Below are 25,754 nucleotides of genomic sequence, written 5' to 3' on the forward strand. Positions count from 1 at the left end.
AAAACTGACCTCCTTTTTAAGGAAAAAAGGTTCTATTCTGACCAATCAAGGTCTTCTAAGAAAGCATAAACATCTTCATGCAGCTGTTCTTTTTCCTTGTCTAATGTAATAACGTGTGATGAGTTTTCATACCATTTAAGGTCTTTCTTATCACTTTCTACTTCTTCATAGATAATATTTGCAGAGTCTGTGTTAATCATTTCATCATTTCTAGCCTGCACAACAAACGTAGGTGCGTATACGAGATCTACCGAATTTCTTACACTTTGAATAAGATCTTGAAGAGCTTTTAACGTGTTCATCGGTGTTTTTTTGAATTCTTCCATCTCTTCTTGAATCTGTTCTGCTGTTTTCTGTTCTCGCTTTTTATATTCTTCAGCGTACGCACAAACCCCTTTATACATCACTTCTTCACTCTTGATGGACATGGGTGCGCACATCGGAATAACAGCTTTTACAGGATGTTCTGTGGCCAGTTTCAATGAGAAGACCCCACCTAATGAAAGACCACACACGGCAATCTCGTCGTAGCCTTTTTCTTTTAGATGATTGTAGCCGCCAATCACATCTTCCCACCAGTCTTCGGGTCCTGTGTGTACTAATTCTTCAGGAGGAACGGCATGCCCTTTATACTGAGGAGCGTGACATGTATAGCCCTTCTTCTGCAGGTATCTCCCCATCATTCGTACATCGGCTGAACTGCCTGTGAACCCATGTAACATTAAGACTGCCCGCTTTCCTCCTTCAAAGAAAAACGGTTTTGGTGCTGCGATTTTCATGTTGTACCTCTCCTATTCATTCGTTAAAAATTCATAAACTTCTTGAATTAGTTCTTCTTTCTCTACATCATGACAGATCATGTGCTTTGATTCTTTAAAATAACAAAGACGCTTATTAGATGCTGTGATCGCTTTATACAGATATTCAGCGCTTCTTCTCGGAACAAGGCCATCACATTCGCCTTGAACGATTAGAGTGGGTGCTGAGACTTGTGAGAATTCAGGTTTGATCATCCTTACAAGCTTCTGAAACTCTCTCGTTGCACTGAAAGGTGTATCAAGAAACTTTTTTCGATACCTTTTATATAATTCATGATCTCTTAGTTGACCGTTCAGACCAGAGACCATCATATTAGCAATATCTTTAATCATTTGTGCAGGGTTAAGATAGTACGCACTTGCGTTCAATAGAATTAATTTGTCGCACCCGTATTTGGAAGCCAGATAACCCGCGATCATGCCGCCCATAGAGAAGCCGACTATATAGATCTGTTCAACCTTTTCGCGGAGCTCCAAATAAGCATTTTCAGCTTCTTGAAGCCATTCTGTATGTGTTCTACCTCTTAATGAGAGCTCAGTTCCGTGGCCAGGATAAGTGGGCACAGATAACAACCAGTCTGTATGCTTCTCTAGATATTCTGTAATTGGCTCGATTTCATAAGGTCCACCTGTGAACCCATGCAAACAAAGACACCCGATCATGCTACCACCTTTTTTGTCTATAGGTTACCCTTTTATCCTCGTATCAAATCATATCACAACCACTCTCATAAAGGTTATGCGGTGTTTCTACAGACTAAAAAAAACAACAAGCGGTAAAAGCCGCTTGTTGTTTTTGACTGTTCCTTAGTTCATCGGAATAAAGTATGCTACTGAAATTGTTAGAATGAAGAACAACACTGCAAGAATGATCGTTAACTTACTTAGCAATGCGTCGATTCCACGTGCTTTTTGTTTACCAAAAAGCTGTTCAGCTCCACCTGTAATCGCACCTGATAATCCTGCCGAACGACCTGATTGAAGAACAACGACAACGATTAATGCGACTGATACTAAAATAAGAAGGATTTTTGCTGCTGTTAGCATGTATGTTACACCTCCACCGTTCCACGTTACATTACCCTAAATGTACCATAACTTGAAGGGACGAGGCAAAGCTTTTTTCAGAACCTTCATTAATTTGTTCCTGAATAGTTGATATCAAATTCTTTATGAAAAATATAGAGGCGAACCGCTCTTATTACATTCAGTCGTTTGTTCAACATCCCTACTACTTGAACGGTAGCTCCTGGCTGCACGGCTTCGTCTGGCGCAATATCTAGCGTCTTATCCCCATCGAGCAGCTCTGTCTTAGCATCCAGTTTTACTTTCATCAACGTTTTCTTATGAGAGATGGTAAATACTTGGCCATTGGTTTCTTTCACTTTTCCAATAAAGCTGATGGGATTCAATTTCTCCAGTTTGTTTTCTGCACCATCCGAAGATTCTTGTTTAAGTGGTTGCATCATAAACATCCCCTCTTCGTATTAATGGGGACATCCCCCATTTTCATTTTACTGTTACTTGTTATGTTTTATGTCTGTTTCTAGTGGTGTGTCTTTTTTTGACGAGTAGTAGTTATCATTGAAAATGGATTTTTTGATTACAACATCTTCATAAGTCTCTGATTTCAAACGAGCCTTTTCTCCATTCGTAATCTGAAGGTCATAGGTTCGTATATACAAAATCGTAAATAGTAGAACGATAAATGCTCGGATTAATCGAAACCGATATGATCTTCCTCTTCGATCCCGTCTAGTTTCCTCTACCCTCATTTTTTCTTCACCACACCTATTTATCAGAAACATATAAAAAGGAGTTTTTTCCTTTTATTTAATTTACTCTCTTTTTGTCTAGTCTAAAATGGATTTATCATGACTCTTTCCTTATACGAAAATGATAAGTTTCTGATAATTAAATGCGTAAAGTTTATACTAAAAAAGCCTATTAGAACGATGATGTTCTAATAGACTTTAGGACGTAATGGTATTTAATTGATCTGCAGCATATAACCATAGCGTGGAACGGTAACGATAGAATCTCCGTACGGTCCTAGCTTTTTCCTTAGACGGTAAACGAGTGCATTTATCTCATCGTTTCCAACGTCAGGGATCTCGTTCGAACCGGCAACCATTCGCTCAGGCCATATTTGAATCTTTATTTCGTCACTGCTAACCGCCTGATTCTTTTTGCGATACAAAAACACAAGAAGATCGGTGTGCTTTCCTGATAGAAATAGAGGCTCGCCATCAATCGAGATCTGGCGGCGTTCAGGAATGATGTGCAACCCACTCGTGATCTGTGATTCTGCCGGTTGTATGGGTGATGTAAACTCCATCGTAAGATCCGATTGATCCGCTTGCGTGTTCAAGAAGGTTAACAGAATAACTCCTTTTGCCAAGCTGATCACATCTCCAGATTGCAGTTGTTTCGGAATATGTGGTTCGAGCAGCTGATTATTGAGCGCCGTTCCGTGCTTTGAATCTAGATCCCGGATAAAAGATACACCGTCTTGCATATAAATCTCTGCATGCTTACGAGATACATATGGGCTGATAAAAGACACGTCTGTTTCGTTCGTTTGAGAAGAGCGTCCGAAGACAAGTGCTTCTCCTTCAGGTTTCAGTGGCATGAGGCTCCCCGTGTCATAAGGATCCCCAGCTTCTATGCGTATGTATAAACTATCATTCATCAAAAATTCCCCCGTACATCAAGCAAGTACTTGTTATAAGCATTTTAAATGATTTTCGTTAAAAATAGAAGGATTAAGAGGTTTTGTGAGAAATTCGATAAGAGCTATGGTAGATATTTGGTGATTTAAGAAACTTGGGACGCTCGTAAAGGATTGTAATGACATTGAGATTTTGCGAAGGTCTTTGAAGTTCTCGAATCGCTCATAAAGTCTTGGAATTGCTCATAAAACTTTCGAAGCGCTCACAAAATCCTGGAATCGCTCATAAAACTTTTGAATCGCTCACAAAATCCTGGAATCGCTCACACCCCCATAAAATCAACTTATATAATTTATCCTGAAATCCTTTAAGCTAAAAAGACAAGCCTTATTACCTATCTTTCTCTTTTTAGGTATAGGACAACCCTGCTTTTACGAATCTTAAGGGTAACACGATTGGAGGGATCAAAAATGACTGTTTTTGAAACGATGTCGCTCATGATCAGTTTCTCAATGCTCATTGTTACTATCCTTCATTCTAACAATCGCTCTCGATAAGCAGCAGAGTTGGCTAAACCCCTTTTAAATGAAGACAGCCCCCGGATCAGCGCTTCTTGTGCTTAATCCGGGGGCTTGTCTTTTTCACAAAGACAAAATGGCGAGTTTGTCTTTGTGTGGGGTCAGACCCCAATTATTTTTTAAGGTTGTAGAATGCGTTCATTCCTGGGTATACAGCAAGGTTGCCTAGCTCGTCTTCGATGCGAAGAAGTTGGTTGTACTTCGCAACACGGTCCGTACGAGAAGGAGCACCTGTTTTGATTTGTCCAGCATTTGTCGCAACAGCGATGTCAGCGATTGTGCTGTCTTCAGATTCACCAGAACGGTGAGAGATTACTGCTGTGTAACCAGCACGTTTAGCCATTTCGATCGCGTCAAATGTTTCAGTCAACGTACCGATTTGGTTAACTTTGATAAGGATTGAGTTACCGATTCCTTTTTCGATACCTTCAGAAAGCTTAGTAGTGTTTGTAACGAACAAGTCGTCACCAACAAGCTGTACGCGGTCACCGATACGCTCTGTTAATAGCTTGAAGCCATCCCAGTCGTTCTCGTCAAGACCGTCTTCGATTGAAACGATCGGATATTTGCTAGCAAGATCTTCGTAGAATGCAACCATCTCTTCAGAAGTCTTAACAACACCTTCACCAGAAAGGTGGTATTTACCGTCTTCTTTGTTGAACAATTCAGAAGCAGCAACGTCCATCGCAAGGCGAACTTCTTCACCTGGCTTGTAACCTGCTTTTTCGATCGCTTCCATGATTGTTTGAAGAGCTTCTTCGTTTGAACCAAGGTTTGGAGCGAATCCACCTTCGTCACCTACAGCTGTGTTCAAGCCTTTTTCTTTAAGAACTGCTTTTAGGCTGTGGAAGATTTCAGTACCCATGCGAAGTGCTTCAGGGAAGCTTTCAGCACCAACAGGCATTACCATGAATTCTTGAATGTCCACGTTGTTATCAGCATGCTCTCCACCGTTTAAGATGTTCATCATTGGAACTGGAAGAGTTTTAGAGTTGAATCCTCCAAGGTACATGTAAAGAGGTACGTTCAAGAAATCAGCAGCAGCGTGTGCAACAGCCATGGAAACACCAAGAATTGCGTTAGCGCCTAGCTTACCTTTGTTTTCAGTACCATCAAGCTCGATCAACGTTTGGTCGATTCCAACTTGGTCAAGAACGTCGAAACCGATAAGTTCTGGAGCGATGTTTTCGTTTACGTTGTTTACAGCGTTCATAACACCTTTTCCAAGGTAACGCTCTTTGTCACCATCACGAAGCTCAACTGCTTCGTATTCACCTGTAGAAGCACCAGATGGAACGATCGCGCGTCCGAATGCACCTGATTCTGTGTAAACTTCTACTTCAACTGTTGGGTTACCGCGAGAGTCTAGAACTTCGCGAGCATAAATTTCAATAATAGCTGACATAATTGTCTCTCCTTTTTAAAAGAAAATGTATTTTGAGAATAAGGTATTTCAAGGCACTATGCACAAGAGGCTCTGTACTTATTCCGTAAAATAAACTTATTTAATTAACGTTTTACCTGTCATTTCTTTCGGTTGTTCTCCACCTAAAAGGTTTAAAACTGTTGGTGCAAGATCGGCCAAGATTCCGTCTTGACGCAGTTCTAATCCTTCTTGTGTCACAATTACCGGTACAGGATTTGTTGTGTGAGCCGTCATCGGATTGCCTTCCATCGTAATCACTTCATCAGCATTACCATGGTCAGCTGTAATGATCGCAGCGCCACCTTTTGCAAGGATCGCATCGACCACTTTTCCTAAGCACTCATCCACTGTTTCAACCGCTTTAATCGTAGGCTCAAGCATTCCTGAGTGACCTACCATATCAGGGTTGGCAAAGTTTAAGATGATCGCATCGTGCTTATCTGCTTCAATCTCTCCAACAAGCGCCTCGGTTACTTCATAAGCACTCATCTCAGGCTTTAAGTCGTACGTTGCTACTTTAGGCGAGTCGATTAAGATACGCGTTTCACCAGGAAACTCTGCTTCACGTCCTCCACTGAAGAAGAACGTTACGTGCGGATACTTTTCAGTTTCGGCAATACGAAGCTGTTTAAAGTTTTGTTGTGATAAAACTTCTCCCAATGTGTTGTCTAGGTTTGTAGGTTTAAACGCTACATCCCCGTCAACCGTTTCACTAAAGTGTGTTAAACAAACGAAGTGAAGGTTTTTCGGGAACGCTTCTCCGCGGTCGAATCCACGGAAATCTTCGTTCGTAAACACTTGTGAGATTTGGATCGCACGGTCAGGACGGAAGTTACAGAAGATCACTGCATCTCCATCTTGAACGGTTGCAACAGGTTCACCGTTCTCTTTTTTCAAAACTGAAGGAAGAACGAATTCATCATGAACGCCATTGCTGTATGAATCTTCAACGACTTCAAATGGATCTTTGTAATCTGGTCCTTCACCATAAACCATAGCGCGGTATGATTTTTCAACTCGGTCCCAACGCTTATCGCGGTCCATGGAATAATAGCGGCCAGAAAGTGTTGCGATCTCACCAACACCGAGTTCATTCATCTTGTCCACTGTTCGTTGAATATAACCTTTAGCAGATTGCGGTGGTACATCACGACCGTCCAAGAATCCGTGCAGATATACCTTTTCCACGTTCTGCTTTTTAGCTAGTTCTAATAGTGAGAGAATGTGTTCGATGTGGCTGTGAATCCCACCATCAGAAAGCAATCCAAAGATATGAAGTGCTTTGCCGGTCTTTTTTACATGGTCCATCGCATCAATAAACGTTTGATTTTCGTAAAAATCTCCTTCTTTGATCGATAGATTCACGCGAGTCAAACTTTGGTAGACGATACGTCCTGCACCAATGTTTAAGTGACCTACTTCTGAGTTACCCATCTGACCTTCAGGAAGTCCAACGGCTTCCCCACTAGCTGTTAGTTGAGCGTGTGGATACGTTTCCCAGTAGCGGTCAAAGTTGGGCTTTTTCGCTTGTGCAACAGCATTACCTTTGTCTTCATTACGGCAAGCAAAACCGTCTAAGATGATTAAAGCTACTGGTTTTTTACTCATCGGCTAACGCCCTCCAGAAGCTGAAGGTAAGATTTCGGCTCAAGGCTAGCTCCGCCAACCAAAGCGCCATCAATATCAGACATACCCATTAATTCTTTAATGTTGTCAGGCTTAACGCTGCCACCGTATTGAATACGAACAGCATCTGCAACATCTTGAGAGAATTGATCTGCTACAACACTACGGATGTAAGCACATACTTCGTTCGCATCTTCAGAAGAAGCTGTTTTGCCTGTTCCGATCGCCCAAACTGGCTCGTATGCAATAACGGTTTGTTTCATCTGCTCATCTGTTAAACCAGATAAACCTTTTTCAGTCTGCTCTTTAACAACATCCTTCGTTTTGTCTGCTTCACGCTGTTCAAGCGTTTCACCCACACAAACGATCGGAGTCAGACCATGTTTAAATGCAGCATGTGTCTTTTGGTTAACCAATTCATCTGTTTCACCAAAAAGTTCACGACGCTCAGAATGTCCAAGAATAACATATTGAACGTTAAGATCTTTTAGCATAACAGGGCTGATTTCACCTGTGAACGCACCACTTTCTTCAAAGTGCATGTTTTGTGCACCAATCGCAAGTGGTGTGCCTTCTGACTCGTCTGCTAAGCTATCAAGGAACAGAGCAGGAGCACAGATTACAGAGTCAACAGTTTCAGCTGAAGGAACAAGACCTTTCACTTCTTCTACAAAACTGCGTGCTTCTGTTAATGTTTTATTCATTTTCCAGTTACCTGCAATAATAGGTTTACGCATTCTTTTCACCTCTTAAAAGTGTTTCTTTTAGGGTAGTGCTAAAAGTCATTCTCAAACATCATTGACATGTTGATTGAAGCGCAAGGTGTGAGACTCCTGCGGGACAGGCGGGCAGGTGAGACACTTATACGTGAAACGTACGAATGTGGCTCACCGCCTGCCCCGCGGAAAGCGAAGCACCTGGAGCGGAAATCAACCGCTCACGAAAGCTTACTTGTCGTTTAAAGCTACTACGCCTGGAAGCTCTTTACCTTCCATGAACTCAAGGGAAGCACCGCCGCCTGTTGAGATATGGCTCATTTTATCAGCAAGACCAAATTTCTCAACAGCCGCAGCTGAGTCTCCACCACCGATAACACTGTACGTGTCAGTTGCTTCTGCTAGTGCGTTTGCTACTGAACGAGTACCGTTTGCGAATGCGTCGATCTCAAATACACCCATCGGTCCGTTCCATATTACAAGCTTCGATTCTTTAATAACCTTTACGTACTTTTCGATCGTTTTTGTTCCGATATCAAGCCCTTCCCAGTCAGATGGGATAGAATCGATCGCTACTACTTTCGTGTTAGCGTCGTTCGAGAAGTCGTCGGCTACTAAAACATCCTCAGCAATTAGGAAGTTCACGCCTTTTTCTTTAGCTTTTTCCATGAAACCGCGAGCAGTTTCAATCTTATCTTCTTCTAAAAGAGACTTCCCTACATCATGGCCAAGCGCCTTAATGAATGTATAACCTAAACCACCGCCGATGATCAGGTTGTCTACTTTGTCTAATAGATTGTCGATAACGTCAATCTTATCCTTTACTTTTGCACCACCGATGATGGCAGTGAAAGGACGGTCAGGATTAGATAGAGCTTTTCCAAGCACTTCAAGTTCTTTTTCCATCAACAGACCTGAAACAGCCGGAAGATGTTTCGCGATCCCTTCAGTTGAAGCGTGTGCTCTGTGAGCTGCTCCGAAAGCATCGTTTACGTACACATCAGCAAGTGCAGCAAACTTTTGTGCTAATTCAGGATCGTTCTTTTCTTCACCAGGGTAAAAGCGAACGTTCTCAAGTAAGATCACGCCGCCTTCTTCTAGGTTAGCGACTGCTTTTTCAACTTCTTCTCCATAAGCTTCATCCGTTTTTACAACTTCTTTTCCAAGAAGCTCGCTTAAACGTTCTGCTACAGGAGTTAGACGAAGCTCTTCAACCACTTGTCCTTTTGGACGCCCTAAGTGACTTGCTAAAAGAACTTTAGCGCCTTGCTCTGTTAAGTATTTGATGGTAGGAAGAGCAGCGTTAATACGCGTTTCATCCGTAATGTTTCCATCTTTCATCGGTACGTTAAAATCAACACGGCAAAATACAACTTTGCCTTTTAGATCGATGTCACGAACACTTTTTTTGTTCATAAGTACATGCAGCCTCCTGACTAGTAAAAAGATTAAAGAAATAGCAATCCCCAGGTTTTACATGGGAAAGAGGAGTAGAAGCCTGTTTGAAACGACTTCTCCCCCTCCTTATTGTTCTTCTCTATCTATTAAAGTCCTTTTTTAGCGATATAGTCAATTAAATCTACAACGCGGCTAGAGTATCCAGTTTCGTTATCGTACCAAGATACAACTTTAACCATGTTTCCTTCCATAACCATCGTAGAAAGAGCATCGATTGTAGAAGAGTGAGTGTCGCCATTGTAGTCAGTAGATACAAGCGGCTCTTCAGAGTAGCCAAGGATTCCTTTAAGGTTGCCTTCAGCTTCAGCTTTAAGTGCTGCGTTTACTTCGTCAACAGTAACTTCTTTGTCAAGTTCAACAACTAAGTCAACTAGAGATACGTTTGGAGTTGGAACACGCATTGCCATACCGTTAAGCTTACCTTTAAGTTCAGGAAGCACTAGAGAAACTGCTTTAGCAGCACCAGTTGAAGTTGGAATGATGTTCTCAGCAGCCGCACGAGCACGACGAAGATCTTTATGTGGAAGATCTAGAATTTGCTGGTCGTTTGTGTATGAGTGAACAGTTGTCATCATACCGCGCTTCACGCCGAATTTCTCATGAAGAACTTTTGCGAATGGTGCAAGACAGTTAGTTGTACAAGATGCGTTAGAGATAACATCGTGGCTAGCTGCATCGTACTTGTCTTCGTTAACACCAAGAACTACAGTGATATCCTCATCAGAAGCAGGAGCAGAAATGATTACTTTTTTAGCGCCAGCTTCTAAGTGTTTAGCAGCGTCTGCACGCTTTGTGAAGCGTCCAGTTGATTCAACAACTACTTCTACACCAAGATCTCCCCAGCCAAGTTGTGCTGGATCGCGCTCAGCTAAAACTTTAATTTCTTTGCCATCTACAATAAGTGCATTTTCCTTAACTTCAACAGAACCAGCGAACTTGCCGTGTACTGTGTCATGCTTTAATAGGAAAGCAAGAGTGTCAGCATCTGTTAAGTCGTTTACAGCTACAACTTCTACCTCAGGGTTGTTGAATGCTGCGCGGAATACATTACGGCCAATACGACCGAAACCATTAATACCAATTTTTGTTGCCATGTAAAATGACCTCCTTGATTTAAGAGAGAATTTATTTTTTATATAAAGGGAAATCCCCTTAATAACGAAATGGAAATGAACTTACGAGCGTCCTAATAATTGTCGGGCAGCTCCTTCGTCCGTGATTAAAACCTTTTTCGGACCGTGTTTCATGAATGCTGCGATCGCATCGGATTTAGAAGATCCGCCTGCTACCGCCATAATGAAATCACTATTCTGCAGCTCATCTAGCTGCAAGCCAATCGTGCGTACGCGATGAACGACTTCACCCTGCTGATCAAAGTAATAACCGAACGCTTCTGCAACAGCTTTTTCTTTCTCCAGCTTTTGAAGAAGAGATGGGTCAGAGTTTCGACGAACTGCCATTGTTTTAGCATCGCCAATCCCGTGAAGCACTATACCAGCGGAGTGTATGAGCTCCATGACTTCTTTAACACCAGGCTCAGCCATCAAAGAGAGATACGTTTCTTTGCTTAACTGATCCGGTAGATGAAGCAGCCTGTATTCCCCGTTCGCTTTTTGAGCCATCGTGGAACAAATGGTGTTCGCTTGGTTCTCAACTTTCTCACCAAGTCCGCCTCGGGCAGGAACGAACAATAACTGTTGTCCTTTTTGTATAGGTGTCATCATCTCTGCTACTGAAGCGAGTGTTGTTCCACCCGTTACAGCAATGATGTTCTTAGCTGACAGCTGACGTTTTAATCGATCTGCCGCCGCCTTACCCATATCATTTTTCACCCAAACATCTTGATCACTGTCACCTGGTACTACGATGACTTCTGACAGATTTAACATTTCCTTAAGTTTGGATTCTAAAACATACAAACCTGACAATTCTTTCATCATCTCAGAAAGCTCTAGTAAAATATCATGCCCCTCTGTTGTTAATGACATGCCAGCAGTTTGGATGTTTAGAAGTCCTTGATCTTTCAGGAACGAAACTTCTGAGCGCAGTACGCGTTCTGTCAGGTTCAAGGTGGATGCTAAACTTCTTCTTCCAATAGGTTCGTGGATTCTCACAACATTTAATACGTTGTATCGCTTTCGCATCGTTTCTAGAAGATCTGGCATCAACTTCTTCTGTATCTCTATAAGTTTTTTCATTGCACATTCTCCTGATTCAATGAGATGAACGATTAAGCTTTTGGGAAATTTGAAGATAACCTCGTTGGACTTTTTATGTCCCGGTTAGTCATTTTTTGTCCCATTAGCTTAAGAAAATAACTTGGTTTAACCCAAGTCCCAATATTACCTATTGTAGATTACCCTGAAAGTGATCTTTTAAAACGTGCCAGTCTTCACTTTTTGTCATAAAAGTGTCAGATTTCTCTCTGGCAAGTTTATATTATCAAATAGTCTCACTACATTTCAACAACTTTTACTTATTAAAAATTAGTAAGCGCTTTCTTTACTTTACCTTCCGAAATCATTCCGTAATCGATTTCTTTTCCTTCAATTTCAACAACGGGAATCATCAGACCGTATTTTTCAAGAAGGAGATCATCTTGGTAGATGTCAATCGACTCAATGGAAAACGAGATCTCCTGCTGCAGCTTCTGTAATAGTTTATGTGCCTCATCACAAAGTGGACAATGTATTTTCGTATAAAGTATGACTTTTTTTTCACCCATTTTTTTAATGCTCCTTCGTTTTTTTTAAGTTGTTTTTGTATTCATTGTTGCTTTTGAAAGTTGTTGATTTCCGCTCAAGATTGCTCGCTTTCCACGGGGCGAACGGTGAGCCTCCTGCCGCTTTGCGCCATTAGGAGTCTCCACCTGTCCGCTTCAAGGTTGTATCTCTGCTCCTGCGTCTACAAGTTTATGCTAATGAAGTAAACTTCCTCGTCACATGCCTTGCGAGAAGCTTCTCTTGTAGCAGGCAGGCAACCTTTCGCTCCAATCAACAGTCAAAGAAGTAAATAAATAGATTTAAAAGTAACAATCTTTTAGAAAATAGCGACCATGGCGTCAAATAAAAAGGACTTCTCCAAATGGAAAAGACCTTAGTTTAAGTGGTATACCGTTTCCGTTTTGAAGATGATGGTATGTTTAATTCTTCCCGGTATTTCGCAACCGTCCTTCGGGATATCGTGAGACCACTGTTCTTTTCTAAGAGTGTGGCGAGTATCTGGTCTGATAAAGGTTTGGTTTTATCTTCGTTTTCTACTAGTTTCTTAATCTCAGATTTCGCAGAAGTTGCTGAAGCGCTCCCACCATCTTGTGTAAAGATTTTAGCTGTAAAAAAGGATTTAAGTTCAACTGCACCTTTAGATGTTTGAAGTACTTTGTTTTTTACGGCACGACTTACCGTTGATTCATGTACACCGATTTCATCTGCCACTTCTTTTAAGGTGAGTGGTATCAAATCAGATCGATCGAATGTCAAAAAATACTTCTCTTGTACTCTAACGATTTCTCTCGTTATGTTAAGCAACGTTTCTTTTCTTTGATCTAGCGCCCTTTTTAACCAATTGAACTTTTGAAACGAATCATCTAAAAATTTCGATGTTGCGTTCTTTCCGTTTAAGAGTGTGCCATAGCTTTCGTTCAGTTTTAGCATCGGTGAGTATTGCTCGTTAACAGCAATATGAAATTTCCCATTCTCCTCAGTTACAGATACATCTGGGTATAAATACGCTTGATCGCTGGCAGGAGCATAGGCTGAGCCTGGTCTAGGATCAAGTGTTTGAAGAAGATCGGCAGCTGCTTCTACTTCTTGAGGTGTTACATTTAGATGATTTGCGAGCCATTTCATCTTACGCTCTGCAAGCTGGTCTAAGTACTGATCTACGATTATGTAGCTTAATGTATGTTGGAGATGCTGTTCTTCAAGCTGAAGCAAAAGACATTCTCTTAGATCTCGCGCTCCGATTCCAACTGGTTCTAACGTTTGAAGAAGAGCGATTAGTTCCTCACATTTTTCAATTGTTGTTTGAAACCGATGTGCAGTGTCTTCAGCAGAGACGGTAAGATACCCGTTCTCGTCTACACTTAACAGTAAGTATTGAAAAAGTTTTTGATCCTGTTCTTGAATCGGCAGAAGGATCGATTGTTTATAAAGATAATCAAAAAGAGTTTCTTTTTCTATGATTAGATGCTCGAGTGGCTGATGATCAACTGATCGGCCATTGACCCCATTTTTTCTTACGCTTTTCTTTAAAGTCGTGAACATGCCCTTTGGTTCTGCAATCTCAATGAGCGGGTTTTCTAATGCCTGCTCTTGAAGATATGACGTCAGTTCATAACTGGGAACTTGTAAAATGGCGATGGCCTGACGCAATTCAGTTGTCATGACAAGGTTCATGCTCTGTTGTTGAAACAAACCCATTTCCATTCTAGATCCCCCCTATTTCTTCATCATACTACAGATGTAAGCGCTATACATCCTACAAAATTTGGGGTCTGACCCCATACAAATACAAATTCCTTTAATTTGTATTTGTGAGGAAGACAGGTTGCGCACCAATCTCAATCAGGTGACAGTCGCTTTTCGAAGCCAACAAAAAAATGCCAGCACCGCCCTAAGGCAGTCTGGCATTTTAAACTTTACTATTAAAGTTTTGTTACGTTAGCAGCTTGTGGTCCACGCTCGCCATCAACGATTTCGAAAGATACTTCTTGTCCTTCTTCAAGAGACTTGAAGCCTTCTGATTGAATCGCAGAAAAGTGAACGAATACGTCGTTTCCGCCTTCAACTTCGATGAAGCCGAAACCTTTCTCAGCGTTGAACCATTTTACTTTACCATTTTGCATGGGTGTTTCCTCCTTACAAACGCTTTGTAAGCGTTTTAACTCTTTTAACCGACTTACTATGTAAATAAAAATGCATAAAAAAATGCGCACTCATCTGAATAATTCTGAAGTGGATTTTAAGTGTTCCACTTCTTATTCAAAAAGTACGACCGCTTTAAATCCAAAAGATATTCACAACGTAAATGGTTGAATTAACTATAACATGCTAAAATCCAATTGTCAAAACAAGGGATAGAAATTTTATAATACTTTTGCATCGACATTAAGATAGGCTATGATAGATATAGAACATGAACCTTTCATGATTGGTTTTATGAATGAAGGAGGAACAACGAGTGAGTGAAGCATTTTCAGTCCCTTATTTTAAAGAGAACTTTCAGCAATACATAGAACGCAACAAAGATGTTTTTACAAAGACACATGCGATGAATGCCTACTACCGTTCTATCGTCGGCACACTTATTAATGATAACCTTAACAAAAACAGTGAGATCGTACGTCGCATTCGCAACCTGGAAACTGCTTATATCGAGATTAAAAACGAAAACTAGAGCTTATTTTTCTCGATTAAGGGTATTGTTTTCTAATGCAGAGGTTTAAAATCCTGCTTCTAGCGGGCATTATGATGATAGCCCATACATAAGGTGTTAAGAAGGATATTGAGCATTGCTGGCGAAATGAGTTACATACAGCATATTGTTTGACCTTGTTTGACCTTTTTTGTATGATGACAGTACAGTTTAACTTGAAAAAGGAGAAGGAGGATTTCCATGAACTTAATTCCAACAGTAATTGAACAAACGAACCGTGGGGAGCGCGCATACGATATCTACTCCCGTCTATTAAAAGACCGTATTATTATGCTTGGCAGTGCGATCGATGATAACGTTTCAAACTCAATCGTAGCACAACTTCTATTCTTAGCTGCTGAAGATCCTGATAAAGACATCTCGTTATACATAAACAGCCCAGGTGGTTCGATCACAGCTGGTATGGCGATCTATGACACGATGAACTTCATCAAGCCGCACGTTTCCACAATCTGTATCGGTATGGCTGCATCCATGGGTGCATTCTTGCTTGCTGCAGGGGAAAAAGGAAAGCGTTATGTGCTTCCTAACTCAGAAGTTATGATTCACCAACCTCTAGGAGGAACACGTGGTCAAGCGAGTGATATCGAAATTCACGCTCGTCGTATTATTCAGATGCGTGAGCAGTTGAACAAGATCCTTTCTGAAAAAACAGGTCAGCCGCTTGAAGTTATCGAGCGCGACACAGACCGTGATAACTTCTTACTTGCAGAAGATGCGGTTAAATACGGATTGGTTGATAAACTGATCACTTCTGTAGACAGCACAGACATTAAAAAATAATAGGTAATTAAAAAACTGGACTGCGGTAAATGCAGTCCAGTTTTTTTAGGTGCTATATAACAGCAACAATCTTCCCTTTAACGTGTCTTTCAGAGAGTTTGATGAGTCCTGCTGGCACTTCTTCAAGTGAGATCTTTTCAGAAATCATAGCTGAAATCTTTCCTTCAACGACAAGGTGAGCTAATTCTTCATTCATAGTTGCTAAATCTTTTAAAGCTTTTACTGAATTCGAGAAATGAGCAGCACCTAGTGCGATCTCATGGAAAGAGAGTGCCTGACTAAAAGGTTTTACAGCAGAATAATCAGGGTTTCCTGCAATAAATGCTATTCGCCCATTAAATCCGATACTTTTTAATGATTCAGTTGCGTTTTCGCGGCTAACCGTGTCAAGGACAGCATCGACTCCAACTTCGTCTGTCAGTTCCATAACACGTGCATGAACGTCTTCTGTTTTATAAAAAATCACGTGATCGGCCCCAAGGCTTTTTACGTACTCCTCATTTTCAGGAGAACATGTTGTGAAGATGGTAGCTCCGATCTGTTTAGCCAACTGGATAGCAAATCCGCCAACACCACCAGCTCCACCGTGAATCAAGATCGTCTCCCCTTTTTGAAGGTTCATCTTTCTAAAGAGTGCTTGATATGCAGTCATCCCTGCACAAGGAAGAGCAGCCGCTTCTTCGAATGACAGTTCATCAGGAATTCTAGCCAATGAATGAGCAGTGGTCACGGCATACTCTGCAAAACCGCCATTTTTCATGAAATTCCCATGAAAGAACACACGGTCGCCCTGCTTGAATTCACCAGCGTCTTCACCTGCTTCTTCAACAATCCCCGCTGCGTCAACACCAAGGATGTGAGGATAATTCCAGGCCGGGTTTCCGTTAATAGCAGTCTTGTAGTCTACAGGATTTAGTCCGGCGGCCTTGATACGAATTAATACTTCCCCGGGTCCTGGTGAAGGTTTTTCAGTCTCTTGAACCTTCATCTCACGCCACAAATTTTTATCTTCAAGCATTAAAGCTTTCATCTATACTCGCCCCTTTAAGTTGGTCATTTAAAAGAATATAAAGGACAGTATATCCATTTTCAACAATTGATAATAGCAATCTGCTCAAAGGAGGTTCGCTTCCAGGCACACTTTGTTGCTTATTCGGGACGTGAGTGTCTTCACCGAATAGACAAAACCGGAGTTTGTATTTGTCTGGGGTCTGTCCCCCCCTCGATTGCTTTCAGCATGGCTTTCGCTTTGTTGACCGTCTCTTCGTACTCTCGTTCAGGAACAGAATCCGCAACGACGCCTGCACCTGCTTGGACATAAGCTTTGCCATCCTGAAATACGATCGTTCGAATCGCGATGCAAGAATCCATCTGGCCGTTAAATCCTAAGTATCCGATGGCACCACCATACACCCCACGTGATTGTTGTTCGAGTTCAGATATGATCTGCATGGCTCTGACTTTTGGCGCACCTGAAACAGTTCCAGCTGGCATACAGGAGCGGAGCGCATCGAAGAAGTCTTTATCTTCCTGCAACTTTCCTTTCACGTGTGAAACCATATGCATAACATGTGAATAACGCTCAATCTCCATATATGAATCTAGTTCTACAGTTCCATATTCACTGACTCTTCCTACATCATTTCTTCCTAGATCAACAAGCATGACATGCTCTGCTCGTTCTTTTTCATCAGCAAGCAAATCTTGCTCAAAAGCTAAATCCTCATGAAGCGTTTTTCCTCTAGGTCGTGTTCCCGCGATCGGTCTGTTCTCCACACATCCATCATCCACTTTCACAAGAAGCTCTGGAGACGCACCCACGATATACGCGTCCTTCGATTTGTAATAATACATATATGGCGAAGGGTTCATCGAGCGTAGGAGTCGATACACATCGAACGGATCTGCTTCCGTTTCTTGTTCGAATCGCTGTGATAACACGACCTGAAAAACATCGCCCGTTTTGATATATTCCTTCGCTTGCTTCACCATGTAACAAAACTCTTCTTTTGTATGTGAAGAACGGACCTTATTTTTTCTCATTTCTGTTAAAGGAAGCTCTGTCTGAAAAGCCTTCATTTTTGTTGGCTGCTGCAGCTCTTCATACGTTCTACGAATTCTGTTGCACACTTGCTCATATTTTTGTTGTAAGGTTTTTTCACTATCATCAGGAGAAACGTGCAGATTGCACACAATCGTGGTTTTTTGTTTAAGATGGTCGAATACGATGACCTCATCTGTGAATAAAAATTCCATTTCATTTTCTTGTTCAGATGGAGATTTTGGTTTTGGTACATTTTCAAACGTATGAATAAGATCATAGCCGAAAAAGCCAACAGCTCCCCCAGTAAACGGAGGCAGAGAAGAGTGTTTAGGAGATTTGTATCGTGATACATAGTCTTTCACAATATCTAAAGGAGAACCTTGCTTTTGTATGCTTTGCTTTTCATTTATGAACGTGATATCTACAGTCTTTCCTGAAGACGAAACTACCAAGAAAGGCTTTCTGCCAATATAAGAATATCTCGCCCAACGCTCTCCGCCTTCAACACTTTCAAGCAGAAAAGCGTGTTCTTCATGACGCACTCTCTCAAACTGAGAAATGCACGTTTCATGGTCAGATAAATAAGTAAAACCGATCGGAATCACATTAAAGTTGTCTTTTGATAGAGAAACGACTTCCTCTATATTTGGTATAAACATGTTCATTTCACCTCTTTCAAAAAATAAAAACCTCTCGCTTTTTACAGCGGAGGCTGACGTTTGCATCATAAATAAACTAAGAAAGAGGTTTAATCGGAGGATTAAAATACTCTCAACTCAGCTCAAACTATGCTCTCTGTTCTCCACTCATCTCAACTCTTACTATTCTCCTGATTAGTGATTAATATATAGGGTTACCCACTTCCTGTCAACTAACAAATAAGGAGATATCTCTTTTTGAAATGATATGTTTTCAATGTAGAGAATCGCATAATAGAGAAAGCTATTCGTCAAGGTTATTTATCGATAAAAGGAATGCCTAATTACCCACACCCAGCAAACGCTAAAAAATAAGATGAGACTGAATATGATCGTAATCATAAAGGCGAGGCCTAAAAACAGTCCTGAGCTTGCTGGATATTGCAGCGAGAATCCTGCCAATGCTAGTGGATAAAGAAAAATAAAAATCAACATTAGAACCCAAAAGATCAAACGAACAGTACTTCTCCGAGGTTTGATCAGGTATAGTGTCAGAAGGATATTTACCATCGTTAATCCTGCGGCAAACGACCAGTCATGCATAAAACTTGTGTGATGCAAAATAATCGCCTCCCTTTTCCTCTTTAACAGTATATAGAGAGAATGATGTTGGCCAACCCTGTAAAATTGAAAAACCCTCTAATTTGTCCGTATGGAAAGGACAAATTAGAGGGTTTTGTAATTGTATGGGGTCAGACCCCCATTATTCTGCTTTAGAAACAAAAGCAGTTAGGGCTTCGATCGCCTCGTTCTCATCAGGGCCATCAACAGCGAGTACAAGTTCACTGCCAGAGCCTACAGCTAAGCTCATGATCCCCATGATGCTCTTCGCGTTCACTTTCTTGCCTTCCTTCTCAACAAATACATCAGATGTGTAACGGTTTGCTTCTTGGACGAACAGGGCCGCTGGGCGTGCTTGCAGTCCGCTTTTCAACTGCACGGTTACTTTCTTTTCAACCATTCTACCTTACCTCCTCTAACCTTATCTCTCTATGGAAAACATCAATGGATGGGTTGACCGTTTCTAATTTTCGTTGCGATTTCATCAATCTTGCGTAATCGGTGGTTAACACCTGATTTACTTACAGGGCCGGATGATACCATCTCGCCAAGCTCTTTGAGAGTAATTTCTTGATGTGTGACTCTCAGTTGCGCAATCTCGCGCAGCTTATCTGGAAGTGTTTCAAGTCCTACCTGTTCGTCGATGAATTTGATGTTCTCGACTTGTCTCATGGCAGCACCTACTGTTTTGTTAAGGTTCGCTGTCTCGCAGTTTACGAGTCGGTTTACTGAGTTACGCATATCTTTTAAAATTCTGATGTCCTCAAAGAACAATACAGCATGATGAGCACCGATTAAAGTCAGGAACTCTGATATCTTTTCGCCATCTTTTAAATAAATAATATAACCTTTTTTTCGTTCTAGAACTTTTGCTTTTAGTTCAAATGTGTTCATCAGTTCAGCTAATGCAACCGTATGCTCTTCATACATAGAGAAAATTTCTAGATGATAGCTTGTCTCTGGGTGGTTTACTGAACCACCTGCTAAGAAAGCCCCTCTCATGTATGCACGGCGGCAGCAGCTTTTCTTATTAAATTCCTCTGCAATGTTGCGGGTAAACGTAAAAGCTCCGTCAATAATCTTCAAATCTTCCAACAATGCTCTTGATTCTTCTGAAACACGTACAATATAGACATTATTCTTTTTCAAGCGCATCTTTTTTCGTACTAACAGCTCTACGTGGTAAGGATATACACGTTTGATCAACGTATAAATTCTTCTTGCAATAGCAGCATTTTCAGTCGGGATATCGAGAATCAATTTTCTGTTGCTGAAAGAGATGGAACCATTCATTCGAATTAAGGCAGCTAACTCTGCTTTTTTACAGCAATCTTTCAGTTCGAGCTGCGTTAATTCCTTTTTTGTATCTGCAGCAAAAGACACCTGCATCACCACCTCTCTTCCATCCATTTCAATCCGTATTCTATTTTTCAATAAGTCCTAACAATAAGTCAGAAACACGCTGTGCATCATGTCTGACAAGCGTTCCGTACTGGATGATGTTGTCACATAACAAACCGATGCCGAACGACTTTAACCGTTCCTCATCATATTGAACTTGTGATGCGCCTTCTTCCAAGTATAGATCCAGGTATTCTGAAGGAATCTTTTCATTGTTTGCGATAACAACATCGATAAAATTGTGACCTACGTGATCGATCAAAGCCTGAATGTGATCACCAGCCGTGTATCCTGTTGTCTCACCAGGTTGTGTCATCACATTACATACATAAACTCTAGGAGCCGTTGCCTCGCGGATGCTCGTAGAGATTCCGTTTACTAGAAGATTCGGCAAGATGCTCGTGTACAGACTACCTGGTCCGATCACGATCAGATCCGCTTCTTGAATCGCTTTCACACTTTCACGAAGAGGCTCGATCTTTTCATCAGATAAAAAGACGCGTTTGATTTTCTTATTCGACAGCGGGATCTTAGATTCCCCCTGAACAATCGTCCCATCTTCTAACTCGGCACATAAAATTATACTGTTTTTCGCTGCAGGCAGTACCTGTCCTCTTACGTTTAAAACGCGACTAAGTTCCCGAATTCCTGTTAAAAAATCTCCAGTAATATCATGCATGGCCGCAAGAAGCAAGTTTCCAAGAGAATGGCCTGTAATTCCGTCGCCCACTTTAAACCTATGTTGAAACATTTTTTCCACAAGCGGTTCCACTTCAGAAAGCGCGGCGATCACGTTTCTCACATCACCAGGAGGAGGCATATCATAATCCCTCCTCAACCTTCCAGAGCTGCCGCCGTCATCTGCAACCGTAACGATAGCAGTGATATCAACTGGATAGCGCTTTAAACCGCGGAGAAGAACAGAAAGTCCTGTCCCTCCGCCAAGCACTACCACTTTCGGCTGCTTATTCATTTAAACTTTATCCTTTCCCATATCTCTGTGAGAGCTGAATGTCACATATTCTTTGGAAAGTGCATTTCCGATGTATTCAGCTAGAGCTACAGAACGATGTTTTCCGCCTGTACACCCGACTCCGATGATCAGCTGGCTCTTGCCTTCTCTTTTATATTGAGGAATCATGAACTGAAGCAGATCGAGCAATTTTTCTAAAAACATGTTCGTCTCCGGCCATTTTAAAACATACTCCGAAATATCTGCTTCAAGCCCCGTTCGTGGTCTCATATGTTCAATATAATGCGGATTTGGTAAGAAGCGAACGTCGAACACTAAGTCAGCGTCGATCGGCATCCCATACTTAAATCCAAATGACATCACGTTGATCGTGAACGGATGAGCCGCATTTGCGGAAAAGCGCTGAATGATACGTTCACGTAACTGAAGAGGCTTTAAGTCAGATGTATCTAATACTTGCTGTGCTCTTCCTTTTAGTTCTTCAAGCATCTCACGCTCTTGCGTGATGCCTTGAAGAGGATTCCCGCTCTTCGCTAAAGGATGAGAACGTCGCGTTTCTTTGTATCTGCGTACAAGAGTTGCATCCTTACAATCTAAATATAAAATCTGCGGCTGAACGTCAGATGAGATGGCAAGTTGATCAAGCGTTGAAAACAACTGATCAAAAAACTCGCGACCACGAAGGTCCATCACAAGTGCCACCTTGTTCAGTTTGCCAGCAGATTCTTGCATTAATTCTACAAATTTAGGGAGTAGTGCAGGTGGTAGATTATCAACACAGAAAAAGCCTAGATCTTCAAAGCTCTGCATGGCTACCGTCTTCCCGGCCCCTGACATTCCTGTAATAATCACCATTTGTACATCATGTCTTTCCATGCCATTTCCCCCCAGTTAGCTATGTTCCATTATTATGCGACCCGTCTTAACTTATGCTGGGTCTAAACGATAAGAAAGCAGTTCAAAATCAGGTGTATACGTAAATGTGCCAAATATCATGTTGCTGCCACTCGTCATATAGTCAAGAATATGGTGATCTCCAGGCGCCATCGGAAGTTCGCGTACTTCTTCAACTGGCTTCCATGAAAGAATCCCTTCTTCACATTCATCTAGTGCAACACCTTCTGAATCTGTTGCAAAAAAGGTAAACATCATCCACTCAGAGACGATTTTATCGCCTTCTTTGATAATAAAATTAAAGACACCTTTAAGCTGCGGATTCTTCAGATAGATTCCCGTTTCTTCACGGTACTCTCGTATAACAGAATCACGGATAGATTCGGTAGACTCCATCTTTCCGCCCGGTGCTACCCACCAGCCCCGTCTAGGCTTTTGAAGTAAAAGCACTTGATTATCTCTTATTAACACACAGTTTGTTACTCTTTGCACTTGTTTTCACCTCAGGGCTATGTCCTACTTGTTAGTATACTAAATTATGTAACCCCTCACAATACAGATGCCTCAAGGGTTTGACGTATTTTAGCATTCTAATTTATGGTATTTTACTTTTCTTATTATGTGAAAAAAGAACCTATTAAATGAGTTTGAAATCTCAGTGATGTTTTTGAAAGTAGCTATTTTCCGTTCCAGGTACTCGCTTTCCGCGGGGCAGGCGATGAGCCACATTCGTACGTTTCACGTATAAGTGTCTCACCTGCCCGCCTGTCCCGCAGGAGTCTCGCACCCTACACTTCAAACAGTTTGTCTATGATGAGAACACAAATAAGGGAAAAAACCCTTCCGAGTGTGAGCCTTTTCCATGCTCTATAAAAAAACAAAAAAAGGACACGAAGCGTGGCTTCGTGTCAAAGTCTTGCCTTTATAAAAAGGGGGTCAATTTCTTATTTTTAATATACCCCACAATTATTTCATCACTGTTACAATCACATTAATTGGAAGTTACGTTTTTAAGCTTCTCCGTTAAAGTCTCCACATAGTGCTGAGCAGCTTGTGCCGCAATACTTCCATCCCCTGTAGCCGTAACGATTTGACGAAGTGTTTTTTCACGAATATCTCCTGCTGCAAAGATACCAGGAATTCTTGTTTCCATCTGTTCGTTCGTTTCTACATAGCCATTCTCGTTCGTGATGCCAAGATCTTTAAACGCGGCGTTAAGTGGCAGCATCCCGATATAGATGAACACGCCATCTGCTGAGAAGTCTTGTTCTTCTCCAGTTTCAGAATGAACTAAAGTTACTTTGTTCACTTTGTTGTTTTCACCTTGAATCTCTTTTACAGAATGATTCCAGATAAAATCGATCTTATCGTTATCAAATGCACGTTGTTGAAGAATCTTTTGTGCACGTAGTTTGTCACGTCTATGAACGATTGTTACTTTAGAAGCGAAACGAGTCAGGTAAACACCTTCTTCAACGGCAGAATCACCGCCTCCAACAACGACTAATTCACGGTTTTTAAAGAATGCACCATCACACACAGCACAGTAGGAAACACCGCGTCCAGAGAATTCTTTTTCTCCTGGAATGCCTAGTTTTTTATATTCAGCACCAGTTGAGATGATGATCGCACGCGCTTTGTACGTTTTGCTTCCTGCATGAATCGTCTTGTACTCTTCGCCATCGATGATTTCTTTTACATCGCCATAAGCGTATTCAGCACCGAATTTTTTTGCGTGCTCAAACATTTTGTTTGAAAGTTCTGGTCCAAGAATGTGATCAAAACCAGGATAGTTTTCTACATCTTCCGTATTAGCCATCTGTCCGCCCGGGATACCTCGTTCGATCATGATCGTATCCAAATTCGCGCGTGATGTATAAACCGCTGCAGTCATACCAGCTGGTCCTGCACCAAGAATAGCTACATCATAAATTCTGTCTTCAGTCATTAATGCCCACTCCTTATATAAGGAAATTCTTATTTACTATATCTATATCCTATTCGCACATAGGAGTAAAGTCCATCATTCTGCTCAAACGTTGCGATTCACCCATCCGATTAGCTTTTTTATACGGAGTGATAATACAGAAACTGTGATCTCGTACTGATCAGCAATTCCTTTTTGAGTAGAACGCCCTTTTTGCTTACGAGCTAAGTGATCGATTGCCGCAGCAATAGCTTTTTTATTATCAAAGATTCGCTCACCGGTCATTTCCGCAAACTTAATCGCTTCCGCCCAATAAAACAACACATGCTCATCAAGCGTTGAACCCATTTCTTTTATTGAAAGAAGAACATCCAGAGCCATACTAATGATCTCAGATGCCGTTCCCACTTCTACAGAAGTATCTTCATGGGCAAGCTCTACAACTCTTTCTGGCTGATGTTCTAGCATGATGTTTGCCGCAATTTCTTTTACAAGTAATGACTCTTCTTTTCTAAGACAAAAATCACGAAGCGTCTCATAAGCCTCTTCATTTTTATTCCCTCTTAAAAGAATTAAATGCGTAATTTTGTTTTTTTCCAATCCTTTACGAACCTGCTGAATATGCTCCATCGCTTTTACTTGACGATCTTTTTTCGGTTTGTTCTGATTATTAGTAGGAATGCGATATTGATAGTCCCCGCCTGCCACCGTCAACTCACCATTTTGCGCTTTTTCCATATAAAATGGAGCAACATGGCCTTCGGGATCAAGCTCGATTACCTTTTTCCATGTTTTTATGGAAAGGTCTTTTTGTCCAAGTGCATAGTACGACACTGCAAGCATGTGTGTGGTTACAGGATCATAAACAAAAGACGACTTTCTAAGAGATTGCAGCCACTTATTCGCATACAAGTGCTCTTCTAACAACCCGAACGTATTCCCCAATTTATAACGATGTTCAGGATGCATCGGATGCACCGTTTTTAATCGCTCAACAAGCTTGCCACCAGGTTCATCCATCCCTAAATGGAACAGAAAAATAGCAAGATTGCATAGTGCGTTTAAGTTACCCGGATTCTTATCGAGCACATCTTGAAGAACATCCATCGCCTCATCAAACTCACTCTTATAAAAGTGAGTGAGTGCTAAGTTGTTATACGCCGCCCAAAACTTAGGATGATTTGAAATGATCTCTCTTAATTGTTGTTGCGCAAGTGGTAGATCTCCTCGTTCGATCGATTGTCTTGCTTCATCATGAAGCTTGATCAGCTCTTCTTCCGTCGAAAGAGGCAAGCTAGAAGACTTGCTTCCTGTTTCGAGTGAGATAAGATCTAACAGTTCTTGTGTATCATCCACAAATTCACCGTCTGGATCAATCACCATATACAAGCGAGCATGTTCTTCAGCGTCACTATACATGCCTAGATGCGCAAAGTTATTTGCAAGAAAGAAATGACATTCTGAAAGATCAGAACCAGACTGCTCTAATGCGTTCAACAAGTATTTATTTGATTCTTCATATTCCCCGATCTCAGCGAGCGTTGAAGCAAGCTGACATAAAAAAGAGGGCTCTTCCGGCTGGAAGGTAACGGCCCGTTCAAACATTTTTTTTGCTGTATATAGATCACGCCTGTTATAGGCTTTTATTCCTTTTTCAAAAAAGTAATCCCCATCCTGGATAAAGGGAAGAACACGGCCGCTAGCTGCACTGGCCCGTTTTTGTTTATGCATATTTGGTTCCTC

General features: G+C 41.4%; 28 protein-coding genes. 3 read left to right on the plus strand and 25 right to left on the minus strand.

What is annotated here, in order from left to right:
* Nucleotides 1-32 precede the first annotated feature (32 nt).
* The 6 genes from I5J82_RS13340 to I5J82_RS13365 all read right to left on the minus strand — a co-directional run bounded on the left by I5J82_RS13340 (nt 33) and on the right by I5J82_RS13365 (nt 3,510).
* Nucleotides 33-779, minus strand: a complete 747-nt coding sequence (locus I5J82_RS13340; protein WP_198768243.1) for an alpha/beta hydrolase — start codon at nt 777-779, stop codon at nt 33-35.
* A 12-nt stretch (nt 780-791) separates the two neighbouring features.
* Complete coding sequence (locus I5J82_RS13345) at nt 792-1,481, minus strand: alpha/beta hydrolase (RefSeq protein ID WP_198768244.1); 690 nt, start codon at nt 1,479-1,481, stop codon at nt 792-794.
* Between the two features lie 144 nt (nt 1,482-1,625).
* Nucleotides 1,626-1,865 (minus strand): preprotein translocase subunit SecG, encoded by a 240-nt coding sequence (secG, locus tag I5J82_RS13350; RefSeq protein WP_066397553.1) that lies wholly within the window; start codon nt 1,863-1,865, stop codon nt 1,626-1,628.
* Between the two features lie 89 nt (nt 1,866-1,954).
* Complete coding sequence (locus I5J82_RS13355; protein ID WP_144698119.1) at nt 1,955-2,287, minus strand: hypothetical protein; 333 nt, start codon at nt 2,285-2,287, stop codon at nt 1,955-1,957.
* 51 nt (nt 2,288-2,338) lie between these two features.
* A complete protein-coding gene (locus I5J82_RS13360; protein ID WP_198768245.1) occupies nt 2,339-2,593 on the minus strand; it encodes a hypothetical protein in 255 nt (84 codons plus the stop codon).
* Between the two features lie 215 nt (nt 2,594-2,808).
* Nucleotides 2,809-3,510 (minus strand): FHA domain-containing protein, encoded by a 702-nt coding sequence (locus I5J82_RS13365; protein WP_198768246.1) that lies wholly within the window; start codon nt 3,508-3,510, stop codon nt 2,809-2,811.
* Between the two features lie 450 nt (nt 3,511-3,960).
* On the opposite strand from I5J82_RS13365, the gene I5J82_RS20665 reads away from it, so the two are divergent.
* Nucleotides 3,961-4,047: a putative holin-like toxin gene (locus I5J82_RS20665; RefSeq protein ID WP_225218726.1), complete on the plus strand. Its 87-nt coding sequence runs from the start codon at nt 3,961-3,963 to the stop codon at nt 4,045-4,047.
* Between the two features lie 133 nt (nt 4,048-4,180).
* On the opposite strand, the gene eno is transcribed toward I5J82_RS20665, so the two are convergent.
* The 9 genes from eno to cspD all read right to left on the minus strand — a co-directional run bounded on the left by eno (nt 4,181) and on the right by cspD (nt 14,140).
* The gene (eno, locus tag I5J82_RS13370; RefSeq protein ID WP_066245699.1) at nt 4,181-5,473 is read right to left on the minus strand and encodes a phosphopyruvate hydratase; all 1,293 of its coding nucleotides are present in this window, start codon (nt 5,471-5,473) and stop codon (nt 4,181-4,183) included.
* Between the two features lie 96 nt (nt 5,474-5,569).
* A complete protein-coding gene (gene gpmI, locus I5J82_RS13375; RefSeq protein WP_198768247.1) occupies nt 5,570-7,102 on the minus strand; it encodes a 2,3-bisphosphoglycerate-independent phosphoglycerate mutase in 1,533 nt (510 codons plus the stop codon).
* On the minus strand, nt 7,099-7,857 hold the full coding sequence (gene tpiA, locus I5J82_RS13380; RefSeq protein ID WP_197221925.1) for a triose-phosphate isomerase: 759 nt from the start codon (nt 7,855-7,857) through the stop codon (nt 7,099-7,101). The genes gpmI and tpiA overlap by 4 nt, the downstream gene beginning before the upstream one ends.
* A 210-nt stretch (nt 7,858-8,067) precedes the next feature.
* Nucleotides 8,068-9,252: a phosphoglycerate kinase gene (locus tag I5J82_RS13385; RefSeq protein ID WP_066397581.1), complete on the minus strand. Its 1,185-nt coding sequence runs from the start codon at nt 9,250-9,252 to the stop codon at nt 8,068-8,070.
* Between the two features lie 128 nt (nt 9,253-9,380).
* Complete coding sequence (gene gap, locus I5J82_RS13390) at nt 9,381-10,388, minus strand: type I glyceraldehyde-3-phosphate dehydrogenase (RefSeq protein WP_066397583.1); 1,008 nt, start codon at nt 10,386-10,388, stop codon at nt 9,381-9,383.
* 81 nt (nt 10,389-10,469) lie between these two features.
* The gene (locus tag I5J82_RS13395) at nt 10,470-11,492 is read right to left on the minus strand and encodes a sugar-binding transcriptional regulator (protein ID WP_198768248.1); all 1,023 of its coding nucleotides are present in this window, start codon (nt 11,490-11,492) and stop codon (nt 10,470-10,472) included.
* 281 nt (nt 11,493-11,773) lie between these two features.
* Entirely contained in the window at nt 11,774-12,019 is a 246-nt protein-coding gene (locus tag I5J82_RS13400; protein ID WP_198768249.1) for a glutaredoxin family protein, read from the minus strand.
* 376 nt (nt 12,020-12,395) lie between these two features.
* Complete coding sequence (rpoN, locus tag I5J82_RS13405) at nt 12,396-13,721, minus strand: RNA polymerase factor sigma-54 (RefSeq protein WP_198768250.1); 1,326 nt, start codon at nt 13,719-13,721, stop codon at nt 12,396-12,398.
* Between the two features lie 218 nt (nt 13,722-13,939).
* The gene (gene cspD, locus I5J82_RS13410; RefSeq protein WP_066245685.1) at nt 13,940-14,140 is read right to left on the minus strand and encodes a cold-shock protein CspD; all 201 of its coding nucleotides are present in this window, start codon (nt 14,138-14,140) and stop codon (nt 13,940-13,942) included.
* Between the two features lie 335 nt (nt 14,141-14,475).
* Between cspD and yvfG the strand changes: the two genes are divergently transcribed.
* Nucleotides 14,476-14,691: a protein YvfG gene (gene yvfG / locus I5J82_RS13415; protein WP_066245683.1), complete on the plus strand. Its 216-nt coding sequence runs from the start codon at nt 14,476-14,478 to the stop codon at nt 14,689-14,691.
* A 219-nt stretch (nt 14,692-14,910) separates the two neighbouring features.
* Nucleotides 14,911-15,513: an ATP-dependent Clp endopeptidase proteolytic subunit ClpP gene (gene clpP, locus I5J82_RS13420; RefSeq protein WP_137791692.1), complete on the plus strand. Its 603-nt coding sequence runs from the start codon at nt 14,911-14,913 to the stop codon at nt 15,511-15,513.
* A 52-nt stretch (nt 15,514-15,565) separates the two neighbouring features.
* On the opposite strand, the gene I5J82_RS13425 is transcribed toward clpP, so the two are convergent.
* From I5J82_RS13425 to I5J82_RS13470, 10 genes are all read right to left on the minus strand, one after another.
* Nucleotides 15,566-16,543, minus strand: coding sequence for a zinc-binding dehydrogenase (locus I5J82_RS13425; RefSeq protein WP_198768251.1), 978 nt, complete (start codon nt 16,541-16,543; stop codon nt 15,566-15,568).
* Nucleotides 16,544-16,683: 140 nt separating this feature from the next.
* The gene (trpE, locus tag I5J82_RS13430; RefSeq protein ID WP_198768252.1) at nt 16,684-18,216 is read right to left on the minus strand and encodes an anthranilate synthase component I; all 1,533 of its coding nucleotides are present in this window, start codon (nt 18,214-18,216) and stop codon (nt 16,684-16,686) included.
* A 300-nt stretch (nt 18,217-18,516) separates the two neighbouring features.
* Entirely contained in the window at nt 18,517-18,816 is a 300-nt protein-coding gene (locus I5J82_RS13435; protein ID WP_198768253.1) for a hypothetical protein, read from the minus strand.
* A 142-nt stretch (nt 18,817-18,958) separates the two neighbouring features.
* A complete protein-coding gene (locus I5J82_RS13440; RefSeq protein ID WP_197193468.1) occupies nt 18,959-19,216 on the minus strand; it encodes an HPr family phosphocarrier protein in 258 nt (85 codons plus the stop codon).
* Between the two features lie 41 nt (nt 19,217-19,257).
* Entirely contained in the window at nt 19,258-20,199 is a 942-nt protein-coding gene (gene whiA, locus I5J82_RS13445) for a DNA-binding protein WhiA (protein WP_066397610.1), read from the minus strand.
* 40 nt (nt 20,200-20,239) lie between these two features.
* Complete coding sequence (locus tag I5J82_RS13450) at nt 20,240-21,190, minus strand: gluconeogenesis factor YvcK family protein (protein WP_198768254.1); 951 nt, start codon at nt 21,188-21,190, stop codon at nt 20,240-20,242.
* Nucleotides 21,191-22,066 (minus strand): RNase adapter RapZ, encoded by an 876-nt coding sequence (gene rapZ / locus I5J82_RS13455; protein ID WP_198768255.1) that lies wholly within the window; start codon nt 22,064-22,066, stop codon nt 21,191-21,193.
* A gap of 51 nt (nt 22,067-22,117) precedes the next feature.
* A complete protein-coding gene (locus I5J82_RS13460; RefSeq protein ID WP_066397616.1) occupies nt 22,118-22,576 on the minus strand; it encodes an NUDIX hydrolase in 459 nt (152 codons plus the stop codon).
* A gap of 499 nt (nt 22,577-23,075) precedes the next feature.
* Entirely contained in the window at nt 23,076-24,032 is a 957-nt protein-coding gene (gene trxB, locus I5J82_RS13465) for a thioredoxin-disulfide reductase (protein ID WP_198768256.1), read from the minus strand.
* 84 nt (nt 24,033-24,116) lie between these two features.
* Entirely contained in the window at nt 24,117-25,742 is a 1,626-nt protein-coding gene (locus tag I5J82_RS13470) for a tetratricopeptide repeat protein (protein ID WP_198768257.1), read from the minus strand.
* Nucleotides 25,743-25,754: the final 12 nt, after the last annotated feature.

This window comes from Fictibacillus halophilus (genome assembly GCF_016401385.1).
Classification (GTDB): domain Bacteria; phylum Bacillota; class Bacilli; order Bacillales; family Fictibacillaceae; genus Fictibacillus; species Fictibacillus halophilus.

Excerpts from the sequence above, each read along its gene's own strand:
- I5J82_RS13355 (WP_144698119.1), bottom strand. The coding sequence starts at position 2,287 with ATGATGCAACCACTTAAACAAGAATCTTCGGATGGTGCAGAAAACAAA.
- I5J82_RS13360 (WP_198768245.1), bottom strand. The coding sequence starts at position 2,593 with ATGAGGGTAGAGGAAACTAGACGGGATCGAAGAGGAAGATCATATCGG.
- trxB (WP_198768256.1), bottom strand. The coding sequence starts at position 24,032 with ATGACTGAAGACAGAATTTATGATGTAGCTATTCTTGGTGCAGGACCA.
- I5J82_RS13395 (WP_198768248.1), bottom strand. The coding sequence starts at position 11,492 with ATGAAAAAACTTATAGAGATACAGAAGAAGTTGATGCCAGATCTTCTA.
- I5J82_RS13425 (WP_198768251.1), bottom strand. The coding sequence starts at position 16,543 with ATGAAAGCTTTAATGCTTGAAGATAAAAATTTGTGGCGTGAGATGAAG.
- I5J82_RS13365 (WP_198768246.1), bottom strand. The coding sequence starts at position 3,510 with ATGAATGATAGTTTATACATACGCATAGAAGCTGGGGATCCTTATGAC.
- gap (WP_066397583.1), bottom strand. The coding sequence starts at position 10,388 with ATGGCAACAAAAATTGGTATTAATGGTTTCGGTCGTATTGGCCGTAAT.
- I5J82_RS13440 (WP_197193468.1), bottom strand. The coding sequence starts at position 19,216 with ATGGTTGAAAAGAAAGTAACCGTGCAGTTGAAAAGCGGACTGCAAGCA.
- clpP (WP_137791692.1), top strand. The coding sequence starts at position 14,911 with ATGAACTTAATTCCAACAGTAATTGAACAAACGAACCGTGGGGAGCGC.
- I5J82_RS13345 (WP_198768244.1), bottom strand. The coding sequence starts at position 1,481 with ATGATCGGGTGTCTTTGTTTGCATGGGTTCACAGGTGGACCTTATGAA.
- I5J82_RS13470 (WP_198768257.1), bottom strand. The coding sequence starts at position 25,742 with ATGCATAAACAAAAACGGGCCAGTGCAGCTAGCGGCCGTGTTCTTCCC.
- I5J82_RS13340 (WP_198768243.1), bottom strand. The coding sequence starts at position 779 with ATGAAAATCGCAGCACCAAAACCGTTTTTCTTTGAAGGAGGAAAGCGG.
- gpmI (WP_198768247.1), bottom strand. The coding sequence starts at position 7,102 with ATGAGTAAAAAACCAGTAGCTTTAATCATCTTAGACGGTTTTGCTTGC.
- rapZ (WP_198768255.1), bottom strand. The coding sequence starts at position 22,066 with ATGGAAAGACATGATGTACAAATGGTGATTATTACAGGAATGTCAGGG.
- tpiA (WP_197221925.1), bottom strand. The coding sequence starts at position 7,857 with ATGCGTAAACCTATTATTGCAGGTAACTGGAAAATGAATAAAACATTA.
- I5J82_RS13450 (WP_198768254.1), bottom strand. The coding sequence starts at position 21,190 with ATGAATAAGCAGCCGAAAGTGGTAGTGCTTGGCGGAGGGACAGGACTT.
- trpE (WP_198768252.1), bottom strand. The coding sequence starts at position 18,216 with ATGTTTATACCAAATATAGAGGAAGTCGTTTCTCTATCAAAAGACAAC.
- I5J82_RS20665 (WP_225218726.1), top strand. The coding sequence starts at position 3,961 with ATGACTGTTTTTGAAACGATGTCGCTCATGATCAGTTTCTCAATGCTC.
- eno (WP_066245699.1), bottom strand. The coding sequence starts at position 5,473 with ATGTCAGCTATTATTGAAATTTATGCTCGCGAAGTTCTAGACTCTCGC.
- I5J82_RS13400 (WP_198768249.1), bottom strand. The coding sequence starts at position 12,019 with ATGGGTGAAAAAAAAGTCATACTTTATACGAAAATACATTGTCCACTT.
- secG (WP_066397553.1), bottom strand. The coding sequence starts at position 1,865 with ATGCTAACAGCAGCAAAAATCCTTCTTATTTTAGTATCAGTCGCATTA.
- rpoN (WP_198768250.1), bottom strand. The coding sequence starts at position 13,721 with ATGGAAATGGGTTTGTTTCAACAACAGAGCATGAACCTTGTCATGACA.
- cspD (WP_066245685.1), bottom strand. The coding sequence starts at position 14,140 with ATGCAAAATGGTAAAGTAAAATGGTTCAACGCTGAGAAAGGTTTCGGC.
- I5J82_RS13385 (WP_066397581.1), bottom strand. The coding sequence starts at position 9,252 with ATGAACAAAAAAAGTGTTCGTGACATCGATCTAAAAGGCAAAGTTGTA.